Genomic DNA, 26007 nt, shown 5'->3' on the forward strand with positions numbered 1-26007 from the left:
ACCTAATAGTTTATCAGGTACCGACCGTTGAGCAAGAAAAGCCTTGACGCGATTGAGTTTTTGGAGTAGCAAAGTTTTTCGACAGAAAATACGCAGGTAGATAGATGTGCATCGAACACCTGTTCATATATTTTCTGTGAACGAGCCTGCTGGTGCTGGCCGCTGAACGGCGGAATGGCAGCGAGGGTTGGCCGGACGGAAATTACATCCCGTTTTGAGGCCCCAAACTGGGTCGCAGTTTCCGGTTGAGCCCTGTTCGGGAAAGCGTGTCCCGTTCTGAGCCGAAATTCCGGGCCGCAGTTTCCGCTAGGGGCTCCAACCGGAAAGCGCGTCCCAGAATTCGATCAAATTGTGGGCCGCACTTTCCGGAGCCAAGCTGTAGCTCGAATAAAAAACGGGTGCAGACAGAAGTCCGCACCCGTAAATGTCGATGCCCGAAGGCTTATTTGCGCATCAAACCGCCGCGCTCGTCGATGGCGTCCCAGAAGGCGCTGGCAAAGCGAGGGTCGCTTGCGGCCATGAGGGCGTTGGTGGCCATCCAGCCAGACGGGGTACCGGTGTCGTAGCCCGAGAGCGGGTCGATGACGACAGCGTACATGGCCTCGCGGTCGAGCGAGCGGGCCATGGCGTCGGTAAGCTGGATCTCGCCGCCCTTACCGGCCTGCTGATCGGCGAGCAGGTCCATGACCAGCGGGCTCAGCAGGTAACGACCGACGATGTACAGGTTGGACGGAGCCGCCTCGGGAGCGGGCTTCTCAACCAGACCGCCGATGCGCCAAACGGCACCAGGCTCGTCGTCGGCAGCATTCTCGAAGCCCTCGAGGGAACCCACGCGGTCACCGGCGATGACGCCATAGCGGCTGACTTCCTCGGGAGCGCAAGCGGCAACAGCGATAACCGAAGCGCCACCGTGCTCCTTGGAGACGGCAAGCATCTTGTCGCAGATGTCGCGGTTGGGCACAACGTAGTCGCCCAGAAGAACCAGGAAGTTCTCCCCCGCTACAGCGTCGGCGGCAGAGCGAATGGCGTGACCGAGGCCCTTGGGCTCGTACTGATAACGGAAGTCGACCGGCATACCACCCGCATGGGCGACGGCGTCGGCGTAGGCGTCCTTACCGCGCTCGCGCAGCAGGTTCTCGAGCGAACGATCGGGCTGGAAGTAGCTCAGCAGCTCGGGCTTGCCGGGCGAGGTAACGATGATGGCGTCGTCGACCTCCTCGGGGTCGAGCGCCTCCTCAACGACATACTGGATGACCGGCTTGTCGAGCACCGGCAGCATCTCTTTGGGCGTGCACTTGGTGCCAGGCAGAAAACGCGTGCCAAGACCGGCGGCGGGGATGATTGCCTTCATGTTATTCAAGGATCCTTTCGCAGGCGCAGAATGCGCCCTGTGCGTGCGGCACGGTGGCCGCAGACCAAATTGCGATACCGAAGTATCTTACCGCCGGAGACATACGTCGCCGTAAGGCAAACGCAATTCTTCAGCAGGTCAACGCAAATTATTGCTCGAATGGTGCAATTTTACGCCCCAGCGGTAACGGGATTAGCACGGCGAAGACAACGGTGTTCTGTATGCCGAGCAATGGGAATGAGGGGTCATAACAAAAAGACGGGGTTCGCAATGCGAACCCCGTCTGCAAAGAAATCTGGCGAGAAAGCCTGATTACTTGAGGGTGACAGCAGCGCCAGCAGCCTCGAGCTTCTCCTTGGCAGCCTCGGCGTCCTCCTTCTTGGCACCCTCGAGAACAGCCTTGGGAGCGCCCTCGACGACCTCCTTGGCCTCCTTCAGGCCAAGGTTGGTGAGCTCACGGACGGCCTTGATGACCTGGATCTTGTTGTCGCCGAAGCCCTCGAGCACGACGTCAAACTCGGTCTTCTCCTCGGCCTCAGCAGCGCCAGCAGCGGGAGCGGCGACAACAGCGGCAGGAGCAGCGGCGGAAACGCCGAAGGTGTCCTCGATAGCCTTGACGAGCTCGGAAGCCTCGAGAAGGGTCATTTCCTTAAGAGCATCGATGATCTCATCGGTGGTAAGCTTAGCCATTTCTAAGTCCTTTCGGTTTCCGTGCGGATGCACGGAGATCAGTTAAAACATGGCGCGAATGCGCCTGGGGTGCGGCGTTGCCACCGCGGGTGAAAGCAGCGACTAGGCTGCCTTCTGCTCGGAGACCTGCTGGATCGAACGAGCGAGACCAGAGGAAACGCCGTTGACGCAGACAGCGATGTCGCGAGCGAAACCGGAGATGAGACCGGCGATCTGGCCGAGAAGCTGATCCTTGGTGGGCAGCTCGGCGATAGCCTTAACATCATCAGCGGAAACGGCCTTGCCGTCGGAGATACCGCCCTTGATCTCAAGGACGCCCTTGGACTTAGCAGAGAAGTCCTTAAGGGCCTTAGCGGCCTCGACCGGCTCGGTCTCGTAGAACACATAAGCGACGGGGCCGGCGAGGATCTCGTCGAGCTCGGGCTGCTCCTGGTTCTTGAGAGCGATCTTGACCAGGTTGTTCTTGTAGACCTTCATCTCGGCGCCGCACTCGCGAAGCTGATGACGCAGCTCCTGAGCCTGCTTAACCGTCAGACCGTTGTAGTTGACGACGAACAGACCGGCGTTCTCGGCGATACGGGACTCGATCTCTGCAACCTTGTCGATTTTGTACTGCTGGGGCATGAATTACACCTCCTCGAATTCTTTCCGGGCACGGTCCGCCACAAGGACGTGACGGGGGCATGTCCAAAAAGAAAGCCCCCGCGCTGCATGAGCGACGGGGGCGAGAAGACATATCTACTCGACCACCTCGGCTGGCGGGATATCCCATTAAGCTCGCGGGCGATGCCCGTTTGCGCCGGCTGTCTCTGGCAGCGGATTCGTGCGTGAACCGAAAGTATTATGGCGGGGACCCCGGCGTCGGTCAACGGGCGCGAGGATTCGTACACAAACCCTGCATACGCTCCGGTCCGAGGGGCCGGGTTGAGATTTTCGCTCGGTCAAGTCCTGGCTCGCACGAAGAGCACATTAAGTGCTCTTCGGCTCGTGCGGAATCTACGAAAATCTCAACCCGGCCCCTCGGACCGGAGCTGCGGTAACTTTGCTGCGAATCCTCGTGTCCGTTGAGCGACGTGCCCCACTCATAATGCTTGGGTCGGTGGGCTGATGTGTTGCATCCCTGAGGGCTAAAAGGTTGAAATGAAGGTGGACAGGCGGTGGAGGCCTTCGTCTAGGTCTTTGTCGGAGACGCAGTAGCTTAGGCGGATATGACCTTCGGTGCCGAAGCAGTCGCCCGGGACTAGGGCTACGTTTGCCTCTTCGATGGCTTTGATGCAGAAGGCTTCGCTGGTTAGGCCAAACTTTTTGATGCTCGGGAAGGCGTAGAAGGCGCCTGCCGGTTCCACTACGTCGAGGCCCATGGCGTCTAAGGCTGCGAGTACGCGTTCGCGGCGGGCTCGGTAGACTTTGAGCATGGGGGTTGGGTCGACAGTCAGGGCTCGGGCTGCGGCGTCCATCTCGAAGGAGACGGCGCTCGATACTAGGTATTGGTGAGCTTTTGCGATCTCGGCGATGACGGGTGCCGCTGCCGCGAGCCAACCCAGGCGCCAGCCGGTCATGGCCCAGGGCTTGGAGAAGCTCTCGATGACGACCGTCTGCTCGCGCAGCTCCGGGCGTCGCTGGGCGAAGCGCTCGTAGCCGTCCACATAGACGAGGCGGTTGTATACGTCGTCGCAGACTACGTAGATGCCCGCCTGGTCTGCCACGCGCGCCACGGCGTCGAGCGACGCCGTATTGAGGATGCAACCCGTAGGATTGTTGGGCGAGCAGATGACGATGGCCTTGGTCGCCGGCGTAACGCAAGCGCGCAGCGCTTCCTCATCGATCTGGAATTGCGCAGGCTCCGTATCCAAAAAGACCGCCTTGGCGTGGTTGGCCACGACGATGCTTTCGTACAGGCCAAAGGCCGGCGTGGGGATAATGACCTCGTCGCCGGGGTTGAGCATAGCCATGAATGTTGCCGACAGGGCCTCGGTCGCGCCATCAGTCAGGATGACCTCGTCGGCCGAAAACGCAAGGCCCGCGTCCCCCATGTAGGCAGATAACGCCTCGCGCAGGGCGGGGCGACCGTTGTTCGGCGGATAGTGCGTGTCACCGCGGTCCAGTGCGGCGGTCACCTCGGCGCTAATCACATCGGGCGTGGGAAAATCGGGCTCGCCGAGCGCGAGCGCGATGCACCCCGGATGCTGGGCGGCGAGCGCGTTGATCCGGCGGATACCGGAGGGCTTGAGCGTGGCAAGCGAGGTATTCATGGGCAGACGCATGGCGTTCCTTTCGTAAGGGTTGCACTAGGATAGCGCGGCGAGGCGCCGTCAGACGGTGTAACCTAAACGGAAACGAGCCGGAAAGGAGATGGCATGGAGACGACCGCGCGCGGCGATGTACCAAAAACGCTGCAAACCATTGCGTATATCAGCATTCCCAATAGCGCCGATCTTGAGTTTTTGCTTTGGGACCTGCAGGATGCCATCGCCGCCTATGCACAGCTTTCCGGCACTACACTCCCCCTCCCAGTCGACTTGAAGGCAAATGACGCCGGCAGCGTTGCCGATGGCATCGTGCTGGCCATTGAAGATGTGGCTGACGATGAGACGTTGACAGCTATCGAGCAGACGCTTGAGCGCTTTGGCGGTACGGGAACGCGCGTCTATGCCGCGATTCGAGCCGCACAAGAGGGCACTGAGCAGGCGCGTGGGGCCGCCGTTCGCCTGCACAAGGCATGTGAGCGCCATGACCAATTGTGGTGTGGCGGCGTTGCCATCTGCGCCGGCAGCGGCATTGCGGCGCTTCGTCGCTCCCCGCGCATGGGACTCTTGCGGCGACCGTTTTCGGAGGCCATGGACAAGCTCGTGGGCGCCGTGCGCATGGGCTGCTCCGTCGAGCATGCACAGCGACTTGGCGGCGGCAATGCCGCCAACGTCGACGCCGACGGCATGGTTTGCGCCGAGCCAGCCGTGCCCGCGCCGATCTGGCGAGGCGTTCTGAAACGTCTGGGCGCCCACGCTCAAACAAAAATCTAAATTAAATAACAGCCCAGTCAACGGCTTCGTGCCAACGCTCGACAAGACGCTCCAGTCGCCAGGCGGCATTGGCAGGACTTGTCGAGGGTAGGACGACGGCGGGCAACCCCGTCCGATCTTGCAAGTAGCGTTTGTAGAGTCGCCCTGCCGTACCGCCGTTACAGACAACGACCTCGATCGGCGCGGCATCGGTAATGCGCTCGATATGTGCCGGCACAACGTTGCGAATGCTCGCGTCGCTCGAGCCCTTAATGTCGCAACTCTCGATCACATCCCACAGGCCCACGCCGCCGTTCAGCAGCATAGATCGCTTGGCAGCAATGGAGGCATCGAGCGTCGCGGGCTCACCGCTTGCCAAAGGATCGCCCTCGTTGGGCGGCACAGGCACACCGAGGCACGCAGCCATCACACGCCAAAAGCGATTCTGAGGGTTGCCGTAATAAAAGGCATTTGCACGCGAGAGCACCGAGGGAAACGACCCCAGCACCAAAACGCGCGAGCGCTGGTCGAACACAGGCTCAAACCCATGCTCAATATGTTGATAGTCCTCGTCAGACACGGCCATGGGCTAGGCTCTCAACAGATAGCGCACCTCGTAGGGTGCAAGCTCAAGGGTACCCGTCAGCTCGACCGTGGGCGCATCGTCGGCAAGCAGGTCGACAAAGGACCCGTTGAGCTCGCCGGCGCCAAAGGTGTAAGGCTCGCCCACGGCGTTCACCGCCACGAGCACCGTCGCGTCATCACAGGCGCGCTCGAACAGCAGCTGCTTGTTCTGGATCACCACGTTGCGATAGGCACCGTAGTTGAGAGCACAGGCCGCCGCGTCATCGGCCGAGCGAAGGTGCGCAAGCTGCGTGATGAACGCCGTCAGCTCGTTGGGCGCAGGCTCATCGAGCGCAGGTCGCAGCGCCCAGTCACCATCGGGGCCGCCCTTTTCGCCGGCAATCCCCCACTCGCTGCCATAGTAGACGCACGGAATGCCCGGCATGCCAAAGAGCATGCCATAGACGGGACGCAGGCACGACTTGTCGGTGAGGATGCTTGCCAGGCGCGGCACGTCGTGGTTGTCGACAAACGACAGCAGGTGCTTGCCGCGGTAGATGCACCACGGATCGCCGCCAAACTGGCGATGCAGCGAATGCGCGATCTCGAACATATTGACCGAGTTAAAGCTGGAGTACAGGCCCTTGTAGCACTCGTAGTTGGTGCAGGAGTCGAGCATCTCGTCGTTGACGATCTGGTTGTAGTCACCGTGAAGCGTCTCGCCGATCAGCACAAAGTCGGGCTTGAGCTCACGGGTAAAGGCGTGCAGGCGACGCATAAAGTCGCGGTCGAGCATATAGGCAACGTCCAGGCGCAGGCCGTCGACGCCAAAGACCTCGGCCCAGCGGCGCACGGACTCGAGCAGGTAATCGACCACGGCGGGGTTTTGCAGGTTGAGCTTCACGAGCTCAAAATGGCCTTCCCAGCCCTCGTACCAAAAGCCGTCGCCATAGCAGGAATCGCCGTCAAAGCTGATGTGGAACCAATCCTTGTACGGCGAGTCCCACTTACGCTCCTGCACATCGCGGAAGGCCCAAAAGCCACGGCCCACATGGTTGAAGACGGCATCGAGCACCACGCGGATGCCATGGGCGTGCAGCGTCTCGCATACGGCGGCAAAATCGGCATCCCCGCCCAGGCGGCGGTCGATATGGCGCAGGCTGCGCGTATCGTAGCCGTGGCTATCAGACTCGAGCGGCGGGTTAATCAGCACAGCGCCAATACCGAGTTTTTGCAGGTAGTCGGCCCATTGGGCGATCTTCATGATGGGCGCATCGGGGTTGGGCGCAGCGTTGGCAGCCTGGGCGAGCTCATCCTCGGCAACGGGCGCGGCGTTTTCGCGCGGAGCTCCGCAAAAGCCCAGCGGATAGATCTGATAGAACGTCGTCTCGTATGCCCACATAGCAACCTCCCGGCAAGCTCAACACAACGACATCCATTGTATGCCCAGCAGGGTAGCTATTTTGGGACGGGGCTCTTTTAGCTACCCCAGCCCCTTTCTAAGTTGCGGTGAAATACGGACTGTTTGCCGGGTTTATTGGGCTCAGCAGTCCGTATTTCACCGCAACTGATGAGGAGACGTGATTAGGCGACAGGCTTTGCGCGGTGTATGGCCGGGAATAGCACCGTGATAGCGAGAATGACACCCACGACGGCAATCGCCCCGCCCGCACAACCGATCCAGGCGATGCCGGGACCCGACACCACGGCGCCGCCGACCGCGGTGCCCGTGCCGATACCGAGGTTAAACAGGCCCGAGAAGATCGACATGGCGACGGCCGACGAGTCTGCCGGCGTGTACTTGATGAGCTCGGCCTGGAACGCCACGTTAAAGGCCGTGGAGCAGCAGCCCCATAGCGCGCAGACGGCAAGCACTGCTACGAGCGACGAGGCTGCGGGGGCCATAAGCAGCAGAGCCACCGGCACGCCGGAGAGCGTGATAGCCAAGAATGGGAAGCGGTGCCCGTCGAACAGGCGGCCAAACAGCCAGCTGCCCACCAGACCGGAGAAGCCAAACGCCGTCAGCGTCATGGTGATGGCGCCCGCATCGACGTGCGCGACCTGCGCCAGGAAGGGCTCGATATAGCTGTAGCTTGCGTAATAGCCGGTCGCCATAAAGACCGTGACCGCGTAGAGCGCGATCAGGAACGGGTTCTTGAGCAGCTCGGGCAGCTGCTTAACGGTAAAGCGCTCACCCGCCGGCATGGCCGGGAACACCGCTGCCTGGTACACCACCGCGGCGGCAGAGAAGACCCCGACCACGGCAAACGTCATGCGCCAGCCCACGGCCAGGCCGATGGCACGACCGAGGGGCAGGCCGAAAATCTGCGCGATAGACGAGCCCGTGGCGATCATGCTGATGGCGAGCGCCCCGTGGCGGGCGTCAACCAGGCGCGAGGCCATAATCGAGGCGACCGACCAGAACACGGCATGTGCGCAAGCGACCACCAGGCGCGCACAGACCAGGATGGGATATGTCGGTGCCACAGCGGACAGGAACTGACCCAGAGAAAACACGGCGAGCACGCCGAGCAGCATCCACTTGAACTCAAAGCGCGAGGCAAACACCATGAGTGGCAGCGACAGCAGCATGACGCCCCAAGCATAGACCGAGATCATGATGCCTGCCTGGGCCTCGGTGAGCGAGAACGATGCGGCGATATCAGTCAGAAGGCCGATGGGCATAAACTCCGACGTGTTGAACACGAACGCGCAGCAGGCGAGCCCGATAAGCGGGAGCCACTGACTGAGTGCGATACCACCTTGCTTTGTTTGAGCCATATAGGAAAACCTCTCCGATCATCTAGAGCGGTGGGCGATTATAGCAATGAGAAGTCTATAAAATGAGCAACAAAAGAATTCTTGGAAAACGATCGTTAACAGATGGCGCGCCAATTCTGCTTAGAAAGCAAGGTACGCAGAAACTCAATGTCGAAAACGCGGCTTCATCTTCGGGCTATCGCGCCTGCTCGGATACGCACAAGGACACCCCCATGAGCACGTCAATTTCGAGCCAACTCGCAACCGCACAATGAACTAGCAAAAGCAGCATATAAGCAAACGCCCCATAATAAAGTCCCTCATGTACAAGCGCCGTCACTGAAAGTGCCGACGGCAGCGCCGCACTCGAAACTACCCATCCAACAAGAACCTGGATAGCGCAACTTGCAACCAGGTTCCATGCCACCAGCAGCGTTGCGGGACGCGCGATTTCCCTGCAGGAGGAACGAAGCACCGTGACCGAACGCATGATGTAGCGTGGTGCAAACCGAATGCCTCGTAGTCCCCTCTGCTCCACGTCCGCATCTTCAATTAACACGAATACGAACGACGCGGAAAGAAGCGTCACGATTACTGCCACCACAAGCGAGCACAACACCCCGAGCTGGCTGCTCGCAAGCGAGGCAAAGACTACAATTGCCGATAAAATCAAGTGAACCAAATAAATTAGCAGCGCCCCAGAAATCTGGAGGGGAACCGTCGAGGCCAAGAGATAAACCGGAGGGGTTCGAGCAGGTTGCACCGTCTCTTTGGACCGGTCGACGGCAAATAATGAAAAAGCCACATTCGATAGAAGCGGGTTTAAAAAGGCCGCGACCACAGTGCAAATAAGCGTAATGGACGGATTGATATAGGCGAGCTCGGTTGCAACGTTTGATACACCAATTTGAAGCGCGCTCATAACAAACAAGGGGATATATAACGCCATCGTGCAGCCACTCCGGCATCCCTTCGCCCGATCGCCCGATTCCAGAAAGACATTGAAGTTCTCTCGCAAGTTCACTCTATACCCGTTTTCTTACTAGGCAGGGCGAACGAGCGCCAATATAAACGCCGGTCCGCCCATCCATGATTTCTAGTTTTAACGTCCAGACTAGTCTGTCCAGCCGTCGATGTAGTCGCGGTTAAGCTCAAAGTACTGCGCGGCGATGTCTTTCGCCAAGGAGTACGAATTAACGAGCGGGTGCATCGCGAGGCTCTCGACAATGTCGCGCTTCGATCGGTTAACGATGCCACGCGCCACGGTGCGCTCGTAGTACTTGACGCGACGAATCAATTCGAGGTTTCCCGCGGGCACAGAATCGGCTTCGACGCGATGCGGTACACAGCCATCGGTGGAGATATCGCACGTTGACTCGATGACATCTGTATCGAGAAGGCCGGGGATGGCGCCATTGTTGGGGGTGCACAGGATCATCTGCTGCGTCTTGCCAGAGCGAGCAATATCCATGAAACGGAGCGCAACACCTGCGTATCCGCCAGCATCTTTGCCGTACACGTCAAACGTCCACGGCTTGTCGCGGTGAATACCTGTCTCGGCCGCCATGTAGTTGTTTTCGCGCATTCCGTACCACTTCTCAAAGCACGCGAGGCCCTTTTCGAAGTCGTTCTCAATATCGATAGATGCAAGCTCGCTCGTCATTTCTCGATTAATTTCTTCGATTAGTTCGCCGCGCGTCTGGGGCGAAGAGAGAACGTTGGCAACGGCGCGCTCGCGATAGTAGAAATAGTATAGGTACTCATTTGGCACGCATCCGCGATTTAGAACGAGATCCTTCTCGAAGAACCTAAGATCCGTATGAGCATATGCCCCGTCGTCGTGGATCAAGTCGGGCATGATGTCCTCGCCGTCAACCGTCACATTGCGGAAGAACGAGAGGTGGTTGAGTCCATAGCACTCGCCCTGAACCGATGCGGGATCAACGCCTTTATACTCGGCAAACTGATGCAACATGCCCGAGGGGGCATCGCAAATGCCATAAGTAAAATCGTAGCCCATATCGCGTAAGGCCTGAGATACGACGCCAGCGGGATTAGTAAAGTTAAACACCTTGACGCCCGGCTTTGCGTACTTCTTGATTAACTCGCAATACGAAGCAAGCGCAGGGACGGAGCGCATGGCAAAAGACACGCCGGCTGCGCCAGTCGTCTCTTGGCCAAGAACCCCATGTGAGAGAGCAATGCGCTCATCGCGAACGCGCATATGGTCCCCACCGACGCGAATCGTCGTGATCACGTAATCGGCGTCCTTAACGGCCTCGACTGCATCGCCCGTCAATGAAAAATTAAGCGTGGGGCAAAGCATGCCCGAGACATGGGCGGCAAGGCCACCGTAGATGCGCAGCTTCTCGGGATCATTGTCCATAAACACAAGTTCATCGATTCCAAGCGATGACGCCTGCTGGGCTATGCTCTTTGCCAAAAACATGGAGCGGACGCCACCGCCGCCTATGACCGTAAGTTTCATATCGAAACCCCCAATTAGCACATTCAATATTGCATGGTTCGCCTGTGTATGGATATTGTATCCAGCATGGAGGGCCGCTTCCCGCCCCGGCTGCAAGGCGGGAAAGGAATTCCCCAAGGAGTTATTATTTACGCAACGGAAGCGGCCACACACGTCCGGCGGGAAGGGAGCACCGATGGTTGATAAAAAGCAGATTTCCAAGCTCTACTCAGCCGCAAAGCTATCCGAAACCGAGCAAAGCGTACTCGAATACCTGCTCAACAATATCGACACCCTCGATGATATTGGCATAAAACCCGTCGCCATGGCATGCTTTACCAGCATGACGACAGTCATCAGGCTTTCGAAAAAGCTCGGCTACCGTGGCTACCGCGAAATGATGTACGATCTCAAGCACCTTCAGCATGTCTCCCGCGAAATGAATCAATCACTCAAAGACAGTAGCGTCCACTTCGTATGCCACACCGGAGATGTAGACGTATTCATCGCCGCACTGCATCGCAACAGAATGATCGGAGTAAACGGAGAGGGCTTCTCACGCATCGTTGCGCAGTACATGGCGACCAAGCTCGTTGGACTTGGCTTTTTGGCCGTCATACAGGACTTCCTAGAAACCGATCAGTTTGTCGAATCCAACCGAAATACGCTCAGCTGCATGATGCTCATATCCAAATCGGGCCAGACAGAAGCCATCCTGGAAACCGCAAGGGCATGCCACGACGCGGGCATTACGACCCTCGCGTTTACCGGCAACGAAGACAGCGAGCTCGCCAAGACGGCAGACGCGATCTTTACGATACATGACGATCACCCAATGGATCTTAAGAACGTTAAGCCTAACTGCTTTACCGGAAGTTGTATTCTCGCATTCGAAGAACTATTGAGTATCTGCCTTGACAATCTAAAACAAGAAGGCTTGGCTCCCTAAATCATGCGATAGGAAGCCAAGCCCTGGAATTGCGCTATGCAATTGAAAGCCACTTGCGCGTTTTACTCGTCACCGAGAACTTCGTGCACCTCAGAAGCGACTTCGCCGACACGAGGACCGTAAATGACCTGGATTGCCTTGTCGCTCAGGCGGATAACGCCCATAGCTTCAAGATTCTTGGTGAACACCTCGTCGTCTGCAACCTTAGAACCATCCTTGACAATCACGCGAAGACGTGAGATGCAGTTGTCAAGATCATCAATGTTGTCGGCTCCACCAAGCGCTTCGACAATGCCAACAGCAAGCGCGCTGTCCTTGGTCGCACGGCCCTGGACTGCCTTCTCGGGAGTGCTATCAGACTCGCCCTTTGCCTCAGCGGCCTTTGCCTCGAACTCGGCTCTGCTGTTGATCAACTCAATATCGTCACCATCGTCTCGACCGGGCGTCTTGATATCGAACTTAGTAATAAAGAACCGGAAGAGGAAGAAAGCTGCCAGGAAAAAGGCGGGGAGCAGAATAAGGTACGGAAGCAGATTAAGCTTCTCGGGGCGGAATAAGAATGGGATCAGGTCCTTGATATTTCCCTGGTACACCGAAACGCCCATTGCCTCCGAGAGAACTTCACCCAGTCCGGAAAGCGGAGCGTAAACGCCAAAGTAGAGCCAGGGGGCGGCAAACAGGAACGTAAAGAGAATAGGCTCCGTAACGCCAAAGAAAACAGTCGAAATCACTGTGGGGATTAAAAGACCAGCAACCTTCTTGCGGTTCTGGGGCTTGGCACAAGACCACATAGCAAGGGCGATGCCCGGGAACAACGCGTAATCGTTAATGCCATAGCCAGCCATGAAGGCCCTAACCAAGAGCTTGTCGCTACTGGGAGAGGCGAGCTGTGCAAGCTGAATAGCGCTATTGCCCACCACGCGCGTTCCGTCGACGACCATGGAGCCGCCAAGCTCAGTCCAATACATGGGCGTCTCGAGCAGCGGATGCAAGCCAAACGGCACAAGGCTCTCGAGCACCCAGCGATAGACAAACGTACCGACCAGACCGGAGCCTTTCACGAACGTCGCAATACCCGAGAAGCATCCACCGATGACGGGCCAAACGAAGTACATGATGCCGCCCAGGACGCCACCGGCGACCAGCGATACAATGGGAACCGTTCGACTGCCCGCAAAAAACGCCAGCGCCGTTGGAAGCTTGGTCTTGTAAAAACGGCCGGTGATCCAGGCGACCAGGCAGCCCACGATAATGCCGCCAAAGACACCAGAGCTGTAGCCAAAAAAGCCGAGCGAGGTAGTGTAGAGTGCGGACTGCTCACTCGCCTGAATGGACGTAAGGCCGACCTTCTGAAGAGCTTCCACCGTTGTATTGTCGGCAGCCAAGCCAGCTGCTCCAAGCAGAATCTCAACCGTCTTGAGCATGGTGAGATAGCAGACAAGGGCAGAAAAGGCAGCCCAGCCCTTCTCTTTGCGAGACAAGGAGAAGGCGCAGCCGACGGCAAACAAAACACCGAGGTTTCCAATGATTACCTCGCCGAGACCCTTAAATACCGAGAAGAACGTAAAGAGCGGCGAAGCGGCATACCAGTCCCAATTAACGCCAAGGGACACAAGGGTCAGTTCGGTCGTAAAAACGCTACCGATACCCAAAAAGAGACCGGAAATGGCAATGAGCGTAATCGGAACGAGCATTGCCTTTCCGAACGATTGGAATTTTTCTTTCATCAATTCCCTCCTCAATGAGCCTCTACAAACGACTATTGCACCCCACGTCCCCACACAGGCGAAACGGAAGACATGTTCGGCAATAGACACAAAGTGATTGTAGAAAGGGGCACACAAAATGCGCATCGGCATCGCGTAATGCGGTTAAATCGACCGACGATTGCAAGTATTTACGAATCCGTAAACGGCAGCAAATAGGCAGCGAACGGCAACCTGCAGCGTAGGACAGTCCCCGCAGGCCGACAATTACCGGTATTTTGGCTCATATTTATTGAATTGTTGCTCGCCCAAAAGCGCGGAGCATCAACGCGCCCCTAAGCCAACCCCAGCAATATGCCCGCCGAATGCACGACAAACGCCACGATCCAGGCGACCGTCACCTGAAACGCGAATACGGCCACGGCATAGCGCGCGCCCAACTCGCTCTTGACGGCGCCGATGGACGCCACGCAAGGCGGGTACAGCAGCGTAAAGACCAAGAACACGTAGGCGGTAAACGGCGAAAACATGGCTGACAGTGCCGCGGGAGAGGTTGCGCCCAAAAGCACCGTGAGCGTCGAGATGACGCTCTCCTTGGCAATAAGTCCCGTGACGAGTGCCGTCGAGGCGCGCCAGTCGCCAAAACCGAGCGGGGCCAACACCGGCGCGATGATGCTACCCAGACCGGCAAGCAGGCTTTGCGACTGGTCGGCGACCACGTTAAAGCGGATATCGAACGTCTGCAGGAACCAGATGACCACCGTAGCGGCAAAGATAATGGTAAAGGCCTTGGTAATAAAGTCCTTGGCCTTATCCCATGCCAGCGTCACCGTCGTCTTGACGCTCGGCAGGCGGTAATTGGGGAGCTCCATGATAAACGGCACCGGGTCGCCCTTAAATGCCGTACGGTTGAGCACCAGAGCCGCAATGCAACCAACCGCAATACCAATCAGATAGAGCGAGACCATGGCGGGAACCGTCGCCTGTGGGAAAAACGCCCCGCACAGCAAGCCGTAAACCGGCAGCTTGGCCGAGCAGCTCATGAACGGTGTGAGCATGACCGTCATCTTGCGGTCGTGCTCGGATGGGAGCGTACGGGTCGACATGATAGCCGGCACGGTGCAGCCAAAACCGACGAGCATGGGCACAAAGCTGCGGCCCGACAGGCCAAAGCGACGCAGCACCTTATCCATGACAAAGGCCACGCGTGCCATGTATCCGGAGTCTTCCAGAATGGAGAGGAACAAGAAGAGCACGACGATAATCGGCAGGAAGGTCAGCACGCTACCCACGCCCGTAAGCACGCCGTCGACAGCCAGCGAGCGCACCACGTCGTTGGTTCCGAACGCCTTGAGGCCCGCATCGGCCGAGGCGATGATGGCAGCGATACCGTCCTCCATGAGTCCCTGCAACGCCGCGCCGATCACGCCAAACGTCAGCCAAAATACGAGGCCCATGATCACCAGGAACGCCGGAATGGCCGTGTAGCGACCCGTCAGGATGCGGTCGATCTTGACGGAGCGCACGTGCTCGCGGCTCTCGTGCGGCTTGACAACACAACGCCCGCACATGTCGCCGATAAAGGTAAAGCGCATGTCGGCCAGTGCGGACAGGCGGTCGGTGCCGGCTTCGCCCTCCATCTGGGTAATGATGTGCTCGATGGCGTCGAGCTCGTTACGGTCCAGATGAAGTGCCTCGGTCACCAGCTCATCGCTCTCAACCAACTTGGTCGCCGCAAAGCGCACCGGGATGTGGGCCGTCGCGGCATGGTCCTCGATAAGGTTGGCGATGCCGTGAATGCAGCGATGCAGCGCGCCGCCGTCTGGACCATCGGGCGCGCAGAAGTCCAGGCGACCGGGGCGCTCGCGGAACCGCGCCACGTGCAGAGCATGTTCCACCAGCTCGCCGATACCCTCGTTGCGGGCAGCGCTAATGGGGACAACGGGCACGCCCAACAGGCTCTCGAGCAGGTTGACGTCCACGGCGCCGCCGTTGGCCGTCACCTCGTCCATCATGTTGAGCGCGATAACCATAGGGCGATCGAGCTCCATAAGCTGCAGCGTCAGGTACAGGTTACGCTCGATGTTGGTGGCGTCGATGATATCGATGATGGCGTCGGGGTGCTCATCCAGGATAAACTGGCGGCTTACGATCTCCTCGCCCGTGTACGGCGACAGAGAGTAAATGCCGGGCAGGTCGGTAACGCTTGCCTCGGGGTGGTTGCGGATGGCGCCATCTTTGCGGTCGACCGTCACGCCAGGAAAGTTACCGACATGCTGGTTGGAGCCCGTCAGCTGGTTGAACAGCGTGGTCTTGCCGCAGTTTTGGTTGCCGGCGAGGGCGAAATGCAGCGGCGCACCCTCGGGCACGGCCGTCTTGGCCGCGCGGGGCGAATACGTGCCCTCGCCCAGTGCCGGGTGCTCCGTCGTGCCGATTGCGGCGTTAGCGCGCGGACCCGTATCGGTGTCGTGGATACCCACGAGCTCGATGCGAGCGGCATCGTCCTTGCGCAGCGTCAACTCGTAGCCACGCAGGCGAATCTCGAGTGGATCGCCCATAGGGGCGTACTTCATCATGGTGACTTCGGTGCCCGGTGTTAGGCCCATGTCCAAAATATGCTGTCGGAGTGCCTGATCGTCCGATGCCACCGATGCGACAACGGCGTCCTTTCCAATCTCGAGCGTATCGAGCTTCACGCGCTCATCCTTTCGTTAGACGCGGCTAACCGTTTACCGGGGCTAACCAACTCGTAACGCCAAATGATAGCGCTCTGAACTATTTTATAAAGTCAAATACCGATGTTTACCTGCGCAAACTTTATGCCGTGCGCCCCGAAAGCTCTTTGCGCATACCGCTCAGCGAGATCGAAACGGAACCCGACCGCGCGGTAGCGGTGAGTCGATCACCCTCGACCGACCCCGTGCATGTAAAGGGCACCTTGCCCATCAAGACGTGGGAGATAGTACCCGAGAGCTCAAAGAAATCGCACTCAGCGCGGGCACCCGAGAGAGCGATATTGAGACCCCTGACGTTTAGCACTGCCCTGAACGCGCCGTTCACCCCATGCGAAAACGTCACCTCGCCGCGTCTACTCCCCACCGGCGTCTGGGCCGAAACCACATACGTACCCTCAAGCATGGCTCCTCCTCTAAGCAGACTTTTTGAAATGGCCATCTAGTCTACTTTGCTGCGAGACGGCTTGCCCAGAAACCGTGAACACGCAACGACGTTCAATCAACAGATTGGTGCAAGGGGGACAAGCGTGCAAGGGGGACAGGTTACATTTGGCACCATTTGCGCCAACGGACGGGATGCGGAGCGACGACCGTGCAGGTGGATTCCGGATCGTCGCTTCCTCCGTCCCCCAGCGAATCAAAACAAGTTGCGGTGGAATAGTTCCCGCTTGATGCTTTAACCAGTAAAACAGGAACTATTCCACCGCAACTGCAAAAGCCCGCGCTGGCAACAAATGTCACCTGCGCAGGCTTGGTGGGCGCTCACAAAGGCACGTTACAGAGGCCCACGTCAGTTAAGGATTACCGAACGGCACCGGCACGCGACGCCTCCGTCGGCTTACCAAGCGATGAAGCTTGCCGCAGTCTTAGACTATCGGCGCAATGCCGGCAAAGTGCAGATACAGCGAGATGACCGCCACGACAATGACCACCGCTGCGATCAGCTTGTCGTGCAGGTGCGGAAGTACCGGCTTACCGCGACCTCGCTCGCCCAGCATATAAACGGGAATGGCCGGAGCAAAAAGGATCGTCGTGATCATGACGCCCTGGAGGCCCGTCGACCACACAAGGAACAATGTGTAAATGAAGCCGAGCGTGCCGAAGAATCGCGCCTTGCCGACGCTTGGCGCATGCGGTCCGTCCAGATGCTCCTTCTTCCAACCAATCACCATGTAATAGGCAGCCGAGCAGACATACGGAACCAGAATCGTGTTGACTGCGCAGCTATAGAAGAACTGGTAGGTGCTCGCCGCCACATACGACACGATCAAGAAGAGCTGCGTAATGCCGGAGCTCACGAGAACCGTTACCACCGGGGCGTCGTGCTTGTTCGTCTTGGCAAACGCCAGAGGGAAGGATCCCTGGCGCGCCGCCTCGAACGGCGTCTCGGACGCAATGATGACATAGCCCAGCAGCGCGCCGACCAGCGAAAGGATAACGCCAAGGTTTACGATGGCAGCACCAACCGGACCGATTGCGCACTCGAGAATTCCCGCCATGGAGGGCGTTGCAAGCTGTGCCATCTCCTCGCGCGGCATAATGCCGAGCGACAGCATCGAGATGATCAGATACAGCGTGAATACAGCCGCAAATCCGAGCGCCGTCGAGCGGCCGACGTCACGCACGTACTTAGCACGGCCCGAGATAACGACAGCGCCCTCGATGCCCGTGAAGACCCAGACAAGGGCAATCATGGTCGAGACAACCTGCTCGCCAAAGCCAGGACCAGCCGGCTCTCCCCAGAAGTTGTCCATAAAGATATCGACGTTGAACTTACCCAGGAGCACGATACTCAGCACAAAGAGCCCCAACGGCACCAGCTTCGCCAACGTGACGATTGTGTTAATGCCCGCAGCCTCCTTAACGCCACGAAGCACAAGGGCGGTAAGGAACCACAAAAACACGCTGGCGCAGACGATAGAAAGCAGGTTGTTACCCGCGCCAAACGCGGGGAAGAAATAGCCCAGCGCGCTAAACAGCAAGAGCGCAAAGCTCACGTTGGAAAGACATGCGCTGATCCAGTAGCCCCAAGCGGAGTTGAATCCAATGTAATCGCCAAAACCGGCCGCAGCGTATGCATAGATGCCGCCGGTCAGGTCGGGACGGGCCTGAGACAAACCGTTGAACACCATCATCAGCGCAAAGACGCCAATAAAGCAAATTCCCCACGAGACGATAACCGCACCGGTATTTGCCCCGCCTGCTGCCATATCGCCGGCAAGCGAAAAGATGCCGCCACAAATACTGGCGGTAATAACCATCATGGTCAGACGAAAGAGATCGAGGCCATTAGGGTCGATAATCTCTTCATTTTGAGCTTTAGAGGCCATTGTATGTGCACCCCCTTCATCATGTGATCGAACGAAAGATGGCCCGGACGTCCCGAATCGGGTGCCGGGCCATCGGTCAAGCGATCATCAGACTGTTACAGCTATCGCGTTAGAAGCGCAGCGACAGGCAAGAAAGGCCGCCGTCGACCTTGCGATACTCGGAGGTGTCAACGACGAGTGTCTTGTAGCCCAGATCCTGCACGGCCTTGAGCACAGTCGGATAGCCCTCGGCAACGATGACCGTACCGTTGACCCAGATGCAGTTTGCGCCGTACGCCTCGTCCTCGGGCACGACGATCTTGTTGTACTGGGCAAAGTCGGGCTTATCGATGAACTCACCAGAGACGAGCATGTTGTTGTCCTCGATGTAGTTGACGCCCGTCTTGAGGTGCAGGACCTCCTCCAGCGGAACCTCAGAACCCTCGAGGCCCCAGCCCTCGAGAATCTCGCAGAACTGGCGAATGCCCTCTTCGTTGGTACGAGCGGAGCGACCGACGTAGAAATGGTCACCGACCATCATGACGTCGCCGCCGTCAAGCGTGCCCGGAGAAACGATGTGCTTGACATGCTCGTCGTCAAAGAAGCGACGGACGGCCGGCTCAATCTCGTCCTTCTCGCCGTTGCGGCTATCGGCGCCGGGGTTGGTAATGATGGCGCCGCAGCGAGTGATAACGGCCGGATCTTCGACGAAGCAGCTGTCGGGATACTGCTCGAGTGCCGGCAGCACCGACACGTCAACGCCGCACTGCTCGAGTGCGTGCTCGTAATCGTAATGCTCCTCGATAGCGCGCTCGTAGATGGGCTGGCCAAGCTCGGGAGCGCTCGTGATGCCATTGCTCAGGGACTTGCCGGGACGACGGATGATGACGTGGCTGAACTTGGTCATGATGATCCTCCTTGGATCTCATAGTACTGAGCGGACTTCCTTGCGTCCGCCTTCCTTCCGATGGCTTTATCTTAGGGTGTCTTTGCTGTTTTGTATATTGTATACAATCCCGAACGGTAGATAATCCTCGGTAAGCGTATTCCTGCTTATCGGCGCAAAGTAGCACGATTTAGCTGGTCGTTCTATAATTCGACTGAGCTATTCAAGCGAAACGTATTTAATTTTAGAAATATACCGTTAAGGAACACAAGCTCATGGAAACGCTCAGAAGGCCCCTGAAGGACCACGTATACGACTATATTTCGAGCCGTATTGACGCCGGCGAGTTGTCCGCCGGCGACCGGCTGAGCGAGCAAGCGATCTGCGATGCCATGGGCGTGTCGCGCACGCCGGTCCGCGAGGCGCTCATCCAGCTGGCAAGCGATGGCTACCTGGACAATCTCCCCCGCCGCGGATTCCGCGTCCGTGGGTTCGATCAGCAAAACGCCGTTGAAGTCTTTGAGATTATGGGGCCGCTCGACGGGCAGGCCGCATATCTCGCCTGTCCGAATCTAACTGACGACGATATTACGCAGCTGAAATTTCTCGTCGGCTCCATGGACCTCGCGATCCAAGGCGGTCTCATCCGTAAGTATGACGACATTCAGCGAGACTTTCACCTTACGTACTTCAACCGCTGTGGCAACGACCGTCTGCGCGATATGATCTCGCAGCTCGAGCGTTGCTTTATCAAGCGCGATTACGAGACTGTTGACCAGGAGACGGCGTGTAAGCTGCTCAATAAAGCCAACAACGAACATGCTCATATTCTTGAGTTGTTCGAAGCACGAGATGCGACGGGCGTGCGCGACTACGTTCGCGATGTCCATTGGAACACGGAAAACGCCCAGTTCACCGTCTGGTAGAAATACAACAAGGAAAGCTATCAGACGCCCATCTCACGAGAGTGGATAATCCCCCCTTTTTTGTCGAAAAGCAGACCAAAAAATGGGAGATTATCCGCTCTCGTGCTGCGCGGTCTAGAAACCGTGGCGCTCCAGGAAGCGGAAGGCTAGGCGAATCCAAGGGCGGACCGCCACCTGCTTGTCCTCGTTGTCGACCGCGGCGTTGGCGTTGCCGAGCGAAAGGCCGTGACCACCTTGGTCAAAGACGTGTATCTCGCATGCAACGCCCTCCTCGGCCATGCGCTGCGCAAACGGGTAGACCTGCGCGATCGGCGCCGTCTTATCGTCGGACACGCCCCACACAAAGGTCGGCGGCATCTGACGCGAAACATGTGTGGTGGGGCAGATATCGGCCAAATGCTCGTCAGTTGCCTCGCCACCCGTCACCATCGACAGGTAGTCGTTGAGAAGATCGCGCCCCGTCTTGCCACCCGTCTTGGGCACGCGCAGGTCGATGCGCGGGTCACGCGTCTGCATATCGCGCACATAGGCAAGGTCGAGCAACGGATAGCCCAGCACCACGGCGTCGGGACGAATGTCGTCCGGACGCGCCCCGGCAAGTGCCGCGAAGGGGCCGGTCTTCCACTGCGTTGCCAGCGAGGCGCAAATCATGCCGCCAGCAGAAAAGCCCACGACGCACACGCGCTTGGGATCGACATGCCACTCGTCGGCATTCGCACGCACCGTGGCGACCATCTTGGCAAGATCTGCCTGGGGGTGCGGAAAGCTCACGTCACCCGTAGAACTTGTGACATAGTTGAGCACAAAGGCCTGGTAACCGTGATCCAAAAACGCAAACGCCACGGGATCCTGCTCATGCGGAGCGATATGCGTAAACGCACCTCCGCCGCAGATAATCACGGCAGGGCGGCGGCCATTCGGTTTATCGGGCAGCGGTTCGGCACCCAAATACGTAAACGTCGCCGGATATTCCTCGGTCGGCTCCTCGCCCCACAGCGCATGGTTCTCGACAATCATATGTGCTCCCTTCGCGCAAATTAAGCGCCATTGTTTTTCGCCTTCAAGCGTACCCCACTTGAACCCGTGACGCAGAAACACGCCAGCAATAAGTTTCCCTTCAACTGATATATCACATAATCCCAGCTCAGAGGTATCGCTGAGCAGCGTAGAATAGGGGGTGTTGACCAAGCCGCGAAACAGATATGAAACGTTTCCGGCAAACCAAACGCGCGATATGCGCCTATTTAAGTTGGAGGCAACTATGGGTCTGCTCGATTCGCTTAAGTCCACCTTCACCTCGACCGGCGAGGCGTCCGTTCCGCCCGCAGCAAGCTTCGCCACCCGCGAAGGCGTCATCTATGCCCCCGTCAACGGCGTGCTCGTCAGCCTGGACGAGGTTCCCGACGAGACGATCGCCTCGGGCATGCTTGGCCAGGGCTATGGCATCGAGCCCATTACCGGCACCATCTATGCGCCCGCCAACGGCCGCATCGGCGCCACCACTGTCACCAACCACTCCATCGGCATGATTACCGAGGACGGTCTGCGCGTATTCATCCATGTTGGCCTGGGCACCGTGGAAATGAACGGCAAGGGTTTTGCCCGCTTTGTCGAGATGGGCGATGTGGTCAAGGCCGGCCAGCCGCTCATCAGCTTCGATCGCGAGGCCATCAAGGCCGCCGGCCACGAGGACATCGTGACCGTCATCGTCTCCGAGCTCGATCGTCTTAAGAGCATCGACCATGTCGGCGAGTCTGGAACGCTTATCGGCGGCAACCCGCTCGTCAAGCTTGGCGACCCGCTGCTGGTTGCCAAGACCAAGTAGCCAGGCCCCGCGCCACACAACCAAAAGGCACCTCGTCAAGCGCCCGCGACCATTTGGCCGCGGGCGCTTTTCGTTTGAAAAACCATCCCGCCAATGCCTTATCTGTATAGCCCAAATGAGCCGAGCTGCTAGAATATCGAACTGTATGGATAACTATCATTCAACCGTTATGGGAGGATACGTGAACCGCACCAAAATCGCGCAGCTCTATGTCGATGCCGAGTCGCTCGGTGGCCAGACCGTCACCGTTGCCGGCTGGGTCAAGTCCGTCCGCGACATGAAGAACTTTGGCTTTGTTACGCTCAACGACGGCAGCTGCTTCCGCGACCTGCAGGTCGTCATGAACCGCGAGGCGCTCGACAACTACGACGAGATCGCCCATCAAAACGTCTCGGCCGCACTCATTTGCACCGGCACCGTCAAGCTGACCCCCGATGCACCCCAGCCTTTCGAGCTTTCTGCCACCTCCATCGAGGTCGAGGGCGTCAGCGCCCCGGATTACCCGCTGCAGAAGAAGCGCGCAACCGTCGAGTTCCTGCGCACCCAGCAGCACCTGCGCCCGCGCACCAACCTGTTCCGTGCCGTGTTCCGCATCCGTTCTGTCGCGGCTGCCGCCATCCACCGCTTCTTCCAGGAGCAGGGCTTTGTCTACGTCAACACCCCTATCATCACCACGAGTGATTGCGAGGGCGCCGGCGAGATGTTCCGCGTGACCACGCTCGACCCCAAAAATCCGCCCCTCACCGAGTCCGGCGAGGTCGACTGGAGCCAAGACTTCTTTGGCAAGCACGCGAGCCTTACCGTGTCCGGCCAGCTCAATGCCGAGAACTTTGCCATGGCCTTTGGCGACGTGTACACCTTTGGCCCCACCTTCCGCGCCGAAAACTCCAACACCACGCGCCACGCCGCCGAGTTTTGGATGATCGAGCCCGAGATGGCCTTTGCCGACCTGAACGACTACATGGATAACGCCGAGGCCATGCTCAAGTACGTCCTTAAGGACGTTATGGCCACCTGCCCCGACGAGCTCAATATGCTCAACAAGTTTGTGGACAAGGGCCTGATCGAGCGCCTGGACCATGTGGCAAACTCCGACTTTGCCCGCGTTACCTACACCGAGGCTGTCGAAATCCTGGAGCAGGCCGTCGCCGCCGGTCACAAGTTTGACTATCCCGTGAGCTGGGGCATCGACCTGCAAACCGAGCACGAGCGTTTCCTGACCGAGGAGCACTTTAAGCGCCCGACCTTCGTAACCGACTACCCGGCCGAGATCAAGGCGTTCTACATGCGCATGAACGAGGACGGCAAGACCGTCGCCGCCGCCGACTGCCTGGTGCCGGGTATCGGCGAGATTATCGGCGGCTCCCAGCGCGAGGAGCGCCTGGATCTGCTCGAGGCCCGCATCAAGGACCTGGGCATGAATCCCGAGCAGTACAAGTACTACCTTGACCTGCGCCGCTACGGTTCCTGCAAGCACGCCGGCTACGGCTTGGGCTTCGAGCGCTTGGTCATGTATCTGACCGGCGTGGGCAACATCCGCGACGTCCTGCCGCACCCGCGCACCGTGGGCAACGCCGACTTCTAATCGCCACAGCGCCACCAAACACGTTCCAGCGCATCACGCCAGCGCCTCTCGGCAAGCCGAGGGGCGCTTTTTTCAACAGCATCCGTCAAGCTTTTGGCAAGTTTTTGGTCAGTTGGGCAGGGCTGTTGAAAACTCGACCCGCCGCTTGCCGACGGCTACCGACCGCCCAGGGCGTCCTGCACCCCTGGGAAAGCCCCGCGTCCTAGGCTCCATACCGTCGCCACCCAAAACGGAAAGGACGTGGGCGCCATGACCGAAACCGCTGTTGAAACTTACGAGACCACGACGAGGGGCGCCGCCTCGATGGCAGCCTATCGCGCCGTTCGCATCCTGCAACTATTAAGCGAAAACACCGGCGAGGACAAGGCCATGCTTTCCGATGAGTTGATCCGGCGCCTCGCCCATCCCGACGACCCCGCCCGCATGCCCATCTCGGCGGCGCGGCGCAGCATCTACACCGCCATCTCCGCACTTCGCCATGCCGGATACGAAATTGAGTACAAGCGCGGCGTGGGCTATCGACTCTTGACCCGTCCGCTCACCGACGAAGAGATCATCCGGCTCCACGGCATGGTCATGCGCAACCGCTCCACGCCCATCGCCATTCGAAAGAGCATGGCGCAGCACCTGGTCGCCATGGCGAGTGCCGACGTTCGCGGCTACCTCGATGCACCCGAGCCTGCTCCAAGCGCAGGCGACAAATCCACCAAGGCCACACGCACGCCCGTCAAGCGCATCGATGCCTGCGAGCTCATCGAGCAGGCCATCGACCACGGAACCACGGTGAGTTTTGATATTTCGAGTGTCACGGCACGCGGAGAGGTCGAAGTGGCACGGATGACACTCCGGCCCTTTGCCATCAAGCAACGAGACGGCATCTCGTATTTGCTGGGAACGGTCTATGACGCGCGAGGCGCCGATGACACGTTGCGTACCGTAGAGATCGGCCGAATGAGAAACGTCACCACACGTCTCCTCGACGGCAAGAAGCTCTTCGCCGCCCTGGACGAGGACGATGCCTCCTCCGCCGCATAAGACCCTCCGCCGCCCATTCGACTACCCGTACCGCCCATCCGATTCTGTATTAAAAAACCCGCCAGGCTGTTGTAAAAATGGACATCAGCGCTACTATAGTCCCACTTGCACTTTGTCCCAGTGCAGTGTTTCCAGCCATTTTTATACTGGGGGTAATGATATGAAGGACATCACCATCAGCCGCAGGAGCCTTCTGGTCTCCGCTGGCCTGCTCGCGCTCGCCCCGCTCGCCGGATGCGGCGGCAACTCTGGTTCCGGCTCTGCTGCCGCCGGTTCCGACTACACCATCGGCGTTCTGCAGCTCACCGAGCACTCCGCACTCGACGCCGCCAACGATGGCTTTGTCAAGGCCATCAAGGAGAGCGGCCTTAAGGTCAAGATCGACCAGAAGAACGCTCAGAACGACCAGTCCACGTGTAAGTCCATTGCCGACAAGTTTGTGGGCGACAACGTCAGCCTGATTTATGCCATCGCCACGCCCGCCGCGCAGGCTGCCGCCGGCGCCACGGCCGATATCCCCATCGTGGGCTGTGCCATCACCGACTACGCCGCCTCCGGCCTGGTCCAGGACAACGACAAGCCCGGCACCAACGTCACGGGCGCTTCCGACCTCACCCCGGTCGCTGAGCAGCTCGAGATGATGCAGAAGGTCCTGCCCGACGTTAAAAAGGTCGGCCTGCTCTACTGCACCGCCGAGTCCAACTCCGACGTCCAGATCAAGGCCGCCAAGAAGGAGCTCGACAAGCTGGGCCTCGAGTACACCGACTTCACCGTCTCGAGCTCCAACGAGATTCAGTCCGTCGTCGAGTCTGCCGTGGGCAAGGTCGACGCGCTGTACTCCCCCACTGACAACACCATCGCCGCGGGCGCTTCGCAGGTCGGCCAGATCTGCAAGGAGAATAAGCTCCCCTTCGTGACCGGCGAGGAGGGTATGTGCATGGCCGGCGGCCTGTTCACCCTCTCCATCAACTATAAGGACCTGGGCTACGCCGCGGGCGAGATGGCCGTTAAGATCCTGAAGGGCGAGGCCAAGCCCGAGGATATGCCGATCAAGCACCTCTCGAGCAAGGACCTGGTCGTCGTCAAGAACGACGAGACGGCCGAGGCCCTGGGCATCGACCTTTCCGCTCTGGACGAGTAGCGCCATGCGCGGTAACGCGTCTAGGGCCCGCACGCGCGCCACAGCCGCGTTATTCAATATCTGAGTCCTTGGGGCGAAC

General features: G+C 58.8%; 22 protein-coding genes. 7 read left to right on the top strand and 15 right to left on the bottom strand.

Annotated features, from left to right (window positions below; all coding sequences use genetic code 11):
• Positions 1-442: 442 nt before the first annotated feature.
• The 4 genes from DW180_RS01010 to DW180_RS01025 form a co-directional block, all read right to left on the bottom strand.
• Positions 443-1351, bottom strand: a complete 909-nt coding sequence (locus tag DW180_RS01010) for a UTP--glucose-1-phosphate uridylyltransferase (RefSeq protein WP_118079369.1) — start codon at positions 1349-1351, stop codon at positions 443-445.
• A 312-nt stretch (positions 1352-1663) separates the two neighbouring features.
• Positions 1664-2041: a 50S ribosomal protein L7/L12 gene (rplL, locus tag DW180_RS01015; RefSeq protein ID WP_006235005.1), complete on the bottom strand. Its 378-nt coding sequence runs from the start codon at positions 2039-2041 to the stop codon at positions 1664-1666.
• Between the two features lie 102 nt (positions 2042-2143).
• Positions 2144-2665, bottom strand: coding sequence for a 50S ribosomal protein L10 (gene rplJ / locus DW180_RS01020; protein ID WP_089572500.1), 522 nt, complete (start codon positions 2663-2665; stop codon positions 2144-2146).
• 503 nt (positions 2666-3168) lie between these two features.
• The gene (locus DW180_RS01025) at positions 3169-4305 is read right to left on the bottom strand and encodes a pyridoxal phosphate-dependent aminotransferase (protein ID WP_118236994.1); all 1137 of its coding nucleotides are present in this window, start codon (positions 4303-4305) and stop codon (positions 3169-3171) included.
• A gap of 93 nt (positions 4306-4398) precedes the next feature.
• Between DW180_RS01025 and DW180_RS01030 the strand changes: the two genes are divergently transcribed.
• Positions 4399-5061: a hypothetical protein gene (locus DW180_RS01030; protein ID WP_118236996.1), complete on the top strand. Its 663-nt coding sequence runs from the start codon at positions 4399-4401 to the stop codon at positions 5059-5061.
• Between the two features lies 1 nt (position 5062).
• On the opposite strand, the gene DW180_RS01035 is transcribed toward DW180_RS01030, so the two are convergent.
• The 5 genes from DW180_RS01035 to DW180_RS01055 form a co-directional block, all read right to left on the bottom strand.
• Positions 5063-5626, bottom strand: coding sequence for a uracil-DNA glycosylase family protein (locus DW180_RS01035; RefSeq protein ID WP_117563776.1), 564 nt, complete (start codon positions 5624-5626; stop codon positions 5063-5065).
• 3 nt (positions 5627-5629) lie between these two features.
• The gene (locus tag DW180_RS01040; protein ID WP_117563777.1) at positions 5630-7006 is read right to left on the bottom strand and encodes an alpha-amylase family glycosyl hydrolase; all 1377 of its coding nucleotides are present in this window, start codon (positions 7004-7006) and stop codon (positions 5630-5632) included.
• 182 nt (positions 7007-7188) lie between these two features.
• Positions 7189-8385 (bottom strand): MFS transporter, encoded by a 1197-nt coding sequence (locus tag DW180_RS01045; RefSeq protein ID WP_118236998.1) that lies wholly within the window; start codon positions 8383-8385, stop codon positions 7189-7191.
• Positions 8386-8560: 175 nt separating this feature from the next.
• Positions 8561-9313: a hypothetical protein gene (locus DW180_RS01050; protein ID WP_233545131.1), complete on the bottom strand. Its 753-nt coding sequence runs from the start codon at positions 9311-9313 to the stop codon at positions 8561-8563.
• Positions 9314-9478: 165 nt separating this feature from the next.
• Entirely contained in the window at positions 9479-10852 is a 1374-nt protein-coding gene (locus DW180_RS01055; RefSeq protein ID WP_117583084.1) for a 6-phospho-beta-glucosidase, read from the bottom strand.
• A 175-nt stretch (positions 10853-11027) separates the two neighbouring features.
• Between DW180_RS01055 and DW180_RS01060 the strand changes: the two genes are divergently transcribed.
• Entirely contained in the window at positions 11028-11780 is a 753-nt protein-coding gene (locus tag DW180_RS01060) for a MurR/RpiR family transcriptional regulator (RefSeq protein WP_158550125.1), read from the top strand.
• A 62-nt stretch (positions 11781-11842) separates the two neighbouring features.
• Here DW180_RS01060 and DW180_RS01065 read toward each other — a convergent pair whose 3' ends face one another.
• The 5 genes from DW180_RS01065 to DW180_RS01085 form a co-directional block, all read right to left on the bottom strand.
• Positions 11843-13507 (bottom strand): PTS transporter subunit EIIC, encoded by a 1665-nt coding sequence (locus DW180_RS01065; RefSeq protein WP_158551292.1) that lies wholly within the window; start codon positions 13505-13507, stop codon positions 11843-11845.
• Positions 13508-13821: 314 nt separating this feature from the next.
• Positions 13822-16182 (bottom strand): ferrous iron transport protein B, encoded by a 2361-nt coding sequence (gene feoB, locus DW180_RS01070; RefSeq protein WP_118237002.1) that lies wholly within the window; start codon positions 16180-16182, stop codon positions 13822-13824.
• A 121-nt stretch (positions 16183-16303) separates the two neighbouring features.
• On the bottom strand, positions 16304-16624 hold the full coding sequence (locus tag DW180_RS01075; RefSeq protein WP_118237004.1) for a hypothetical protein: 321 nt from the start codon (positions 16622-16624) through the stop codon (positions 16304-16306).
• A 463-nt stretch (positions 16625-17087) separates the two neighbouring features.
• Complete coding sequence (locus tag DW180_RS01080; RefSeq protein ID WP_117756912.1) at positions 17088-18551, bottom strand: basic amino acid/polyamine antiporter; 1464 nt, start codon at positions 18549-18551, stop codon at positions 17088-17090.
• A 109-nt stretch (positions 18552-18660) separates the two neighbouring features.
• Positions 18661-19437 carry a dimethylarginine dimethylaminohydrolase family protein gene (locus DW180_RS01085; RefSeq protein WP_117583089.1) on the bottom strand — a complete coding sequence of 259 codons (777 nt, stop codon included), beginning with the start codon at positions 19435-19437 and terminating at the stop codon, positions 18661-18663.
• 254 nt (positions 19438-19691) lie between these two features.
• Between DW180_RS01085 and DW180_RS01090 the strand changes: the two genes are divergently transcribed.
• Entirely contained in the window at positions 19692-20342 is a 651-nt protein-coding gene (locus DW180_RS01090) for a GntR family transcriptional regulator (RefSeq protein WP_117775869.1), read from the top strand.
• Positions 20343-20456: 114 nt separating this feature from the next.
• On the opposite strand, the gene DW180_RS01095 is transcribed toward DW180_RS01090, so the two are convergent.
• Positions 20457-21359: an alpha/beta hydrolase gene (locus DW180_RS01095; RefSeq protein WP_118237006.1), complete on the bottom strand. Its 903-nt coding sequence runs from the start codon at positions 21357-21359 to the stop codon at positions 20457-20459.
• A gap of 244 nt (positions 21360-21603) precedes the next feature.
• Between DW180_RS01095 and DW180_RS01100 the strand changes: the two genes are divergently transcribed.
• The 4 genes from DW180_RS01100 (at position 21604) to DW180_RS01115 (ending at position 25928) form a co-directional block, all read left to right on the top strand.
• Complete coding sequence (locus tag DW180_RS01100) at positions 21604-22167, top strand: PTS glucose transporter subunit IIA (protein WP_118266321.1); 564 nt, start codon at positions 21604-21606, stop codon at positions 22165-22167.
• Between the two features lie 181 nt (positions 22168-22348).
• Complete coding sequence (gene asnS / locus DW180_RS01105; RefSeq protein WP_118237105.1) at positions 22349-23752, top strand: asparagine--tRNA ligase; 1404 nt, start codon at positions 22349-22351, stop codon at positions 23750-23752.
• Between the two features lie 249 nt (positions 23753-24001).
• On the top strand, positions 24002-24787 hold the full coding sequence (locus DW180_RS01110) for a hypothetical protein (protein WP_118237008.1): 786 nt from the start codon (positions 24002-24004) through the stop codon (positions 24785-24787).
• Positions 24788-24947: 160 nt separating this feature from the next.
• Entirely contained in the window at positions 24948-25928 is a 981-nt protein-coding gene (locus DW180_RS01115) for an ABC transporter substrate-binding protein (RefSeq protein ID WP_118237010.1), read from the top strand.
• Positions 25929-26007 lie beyond the last annotated feature (79 nt).

The sequence above is a fragment of the Collinsella sp. AM16-21 genome, assembly GCF_003471905.1.
Lineage (GTDB): Bacteria > Actinomycetota > Coriobacteriia > Coriobacteriales > Coriobacteriaceae > Collinsella.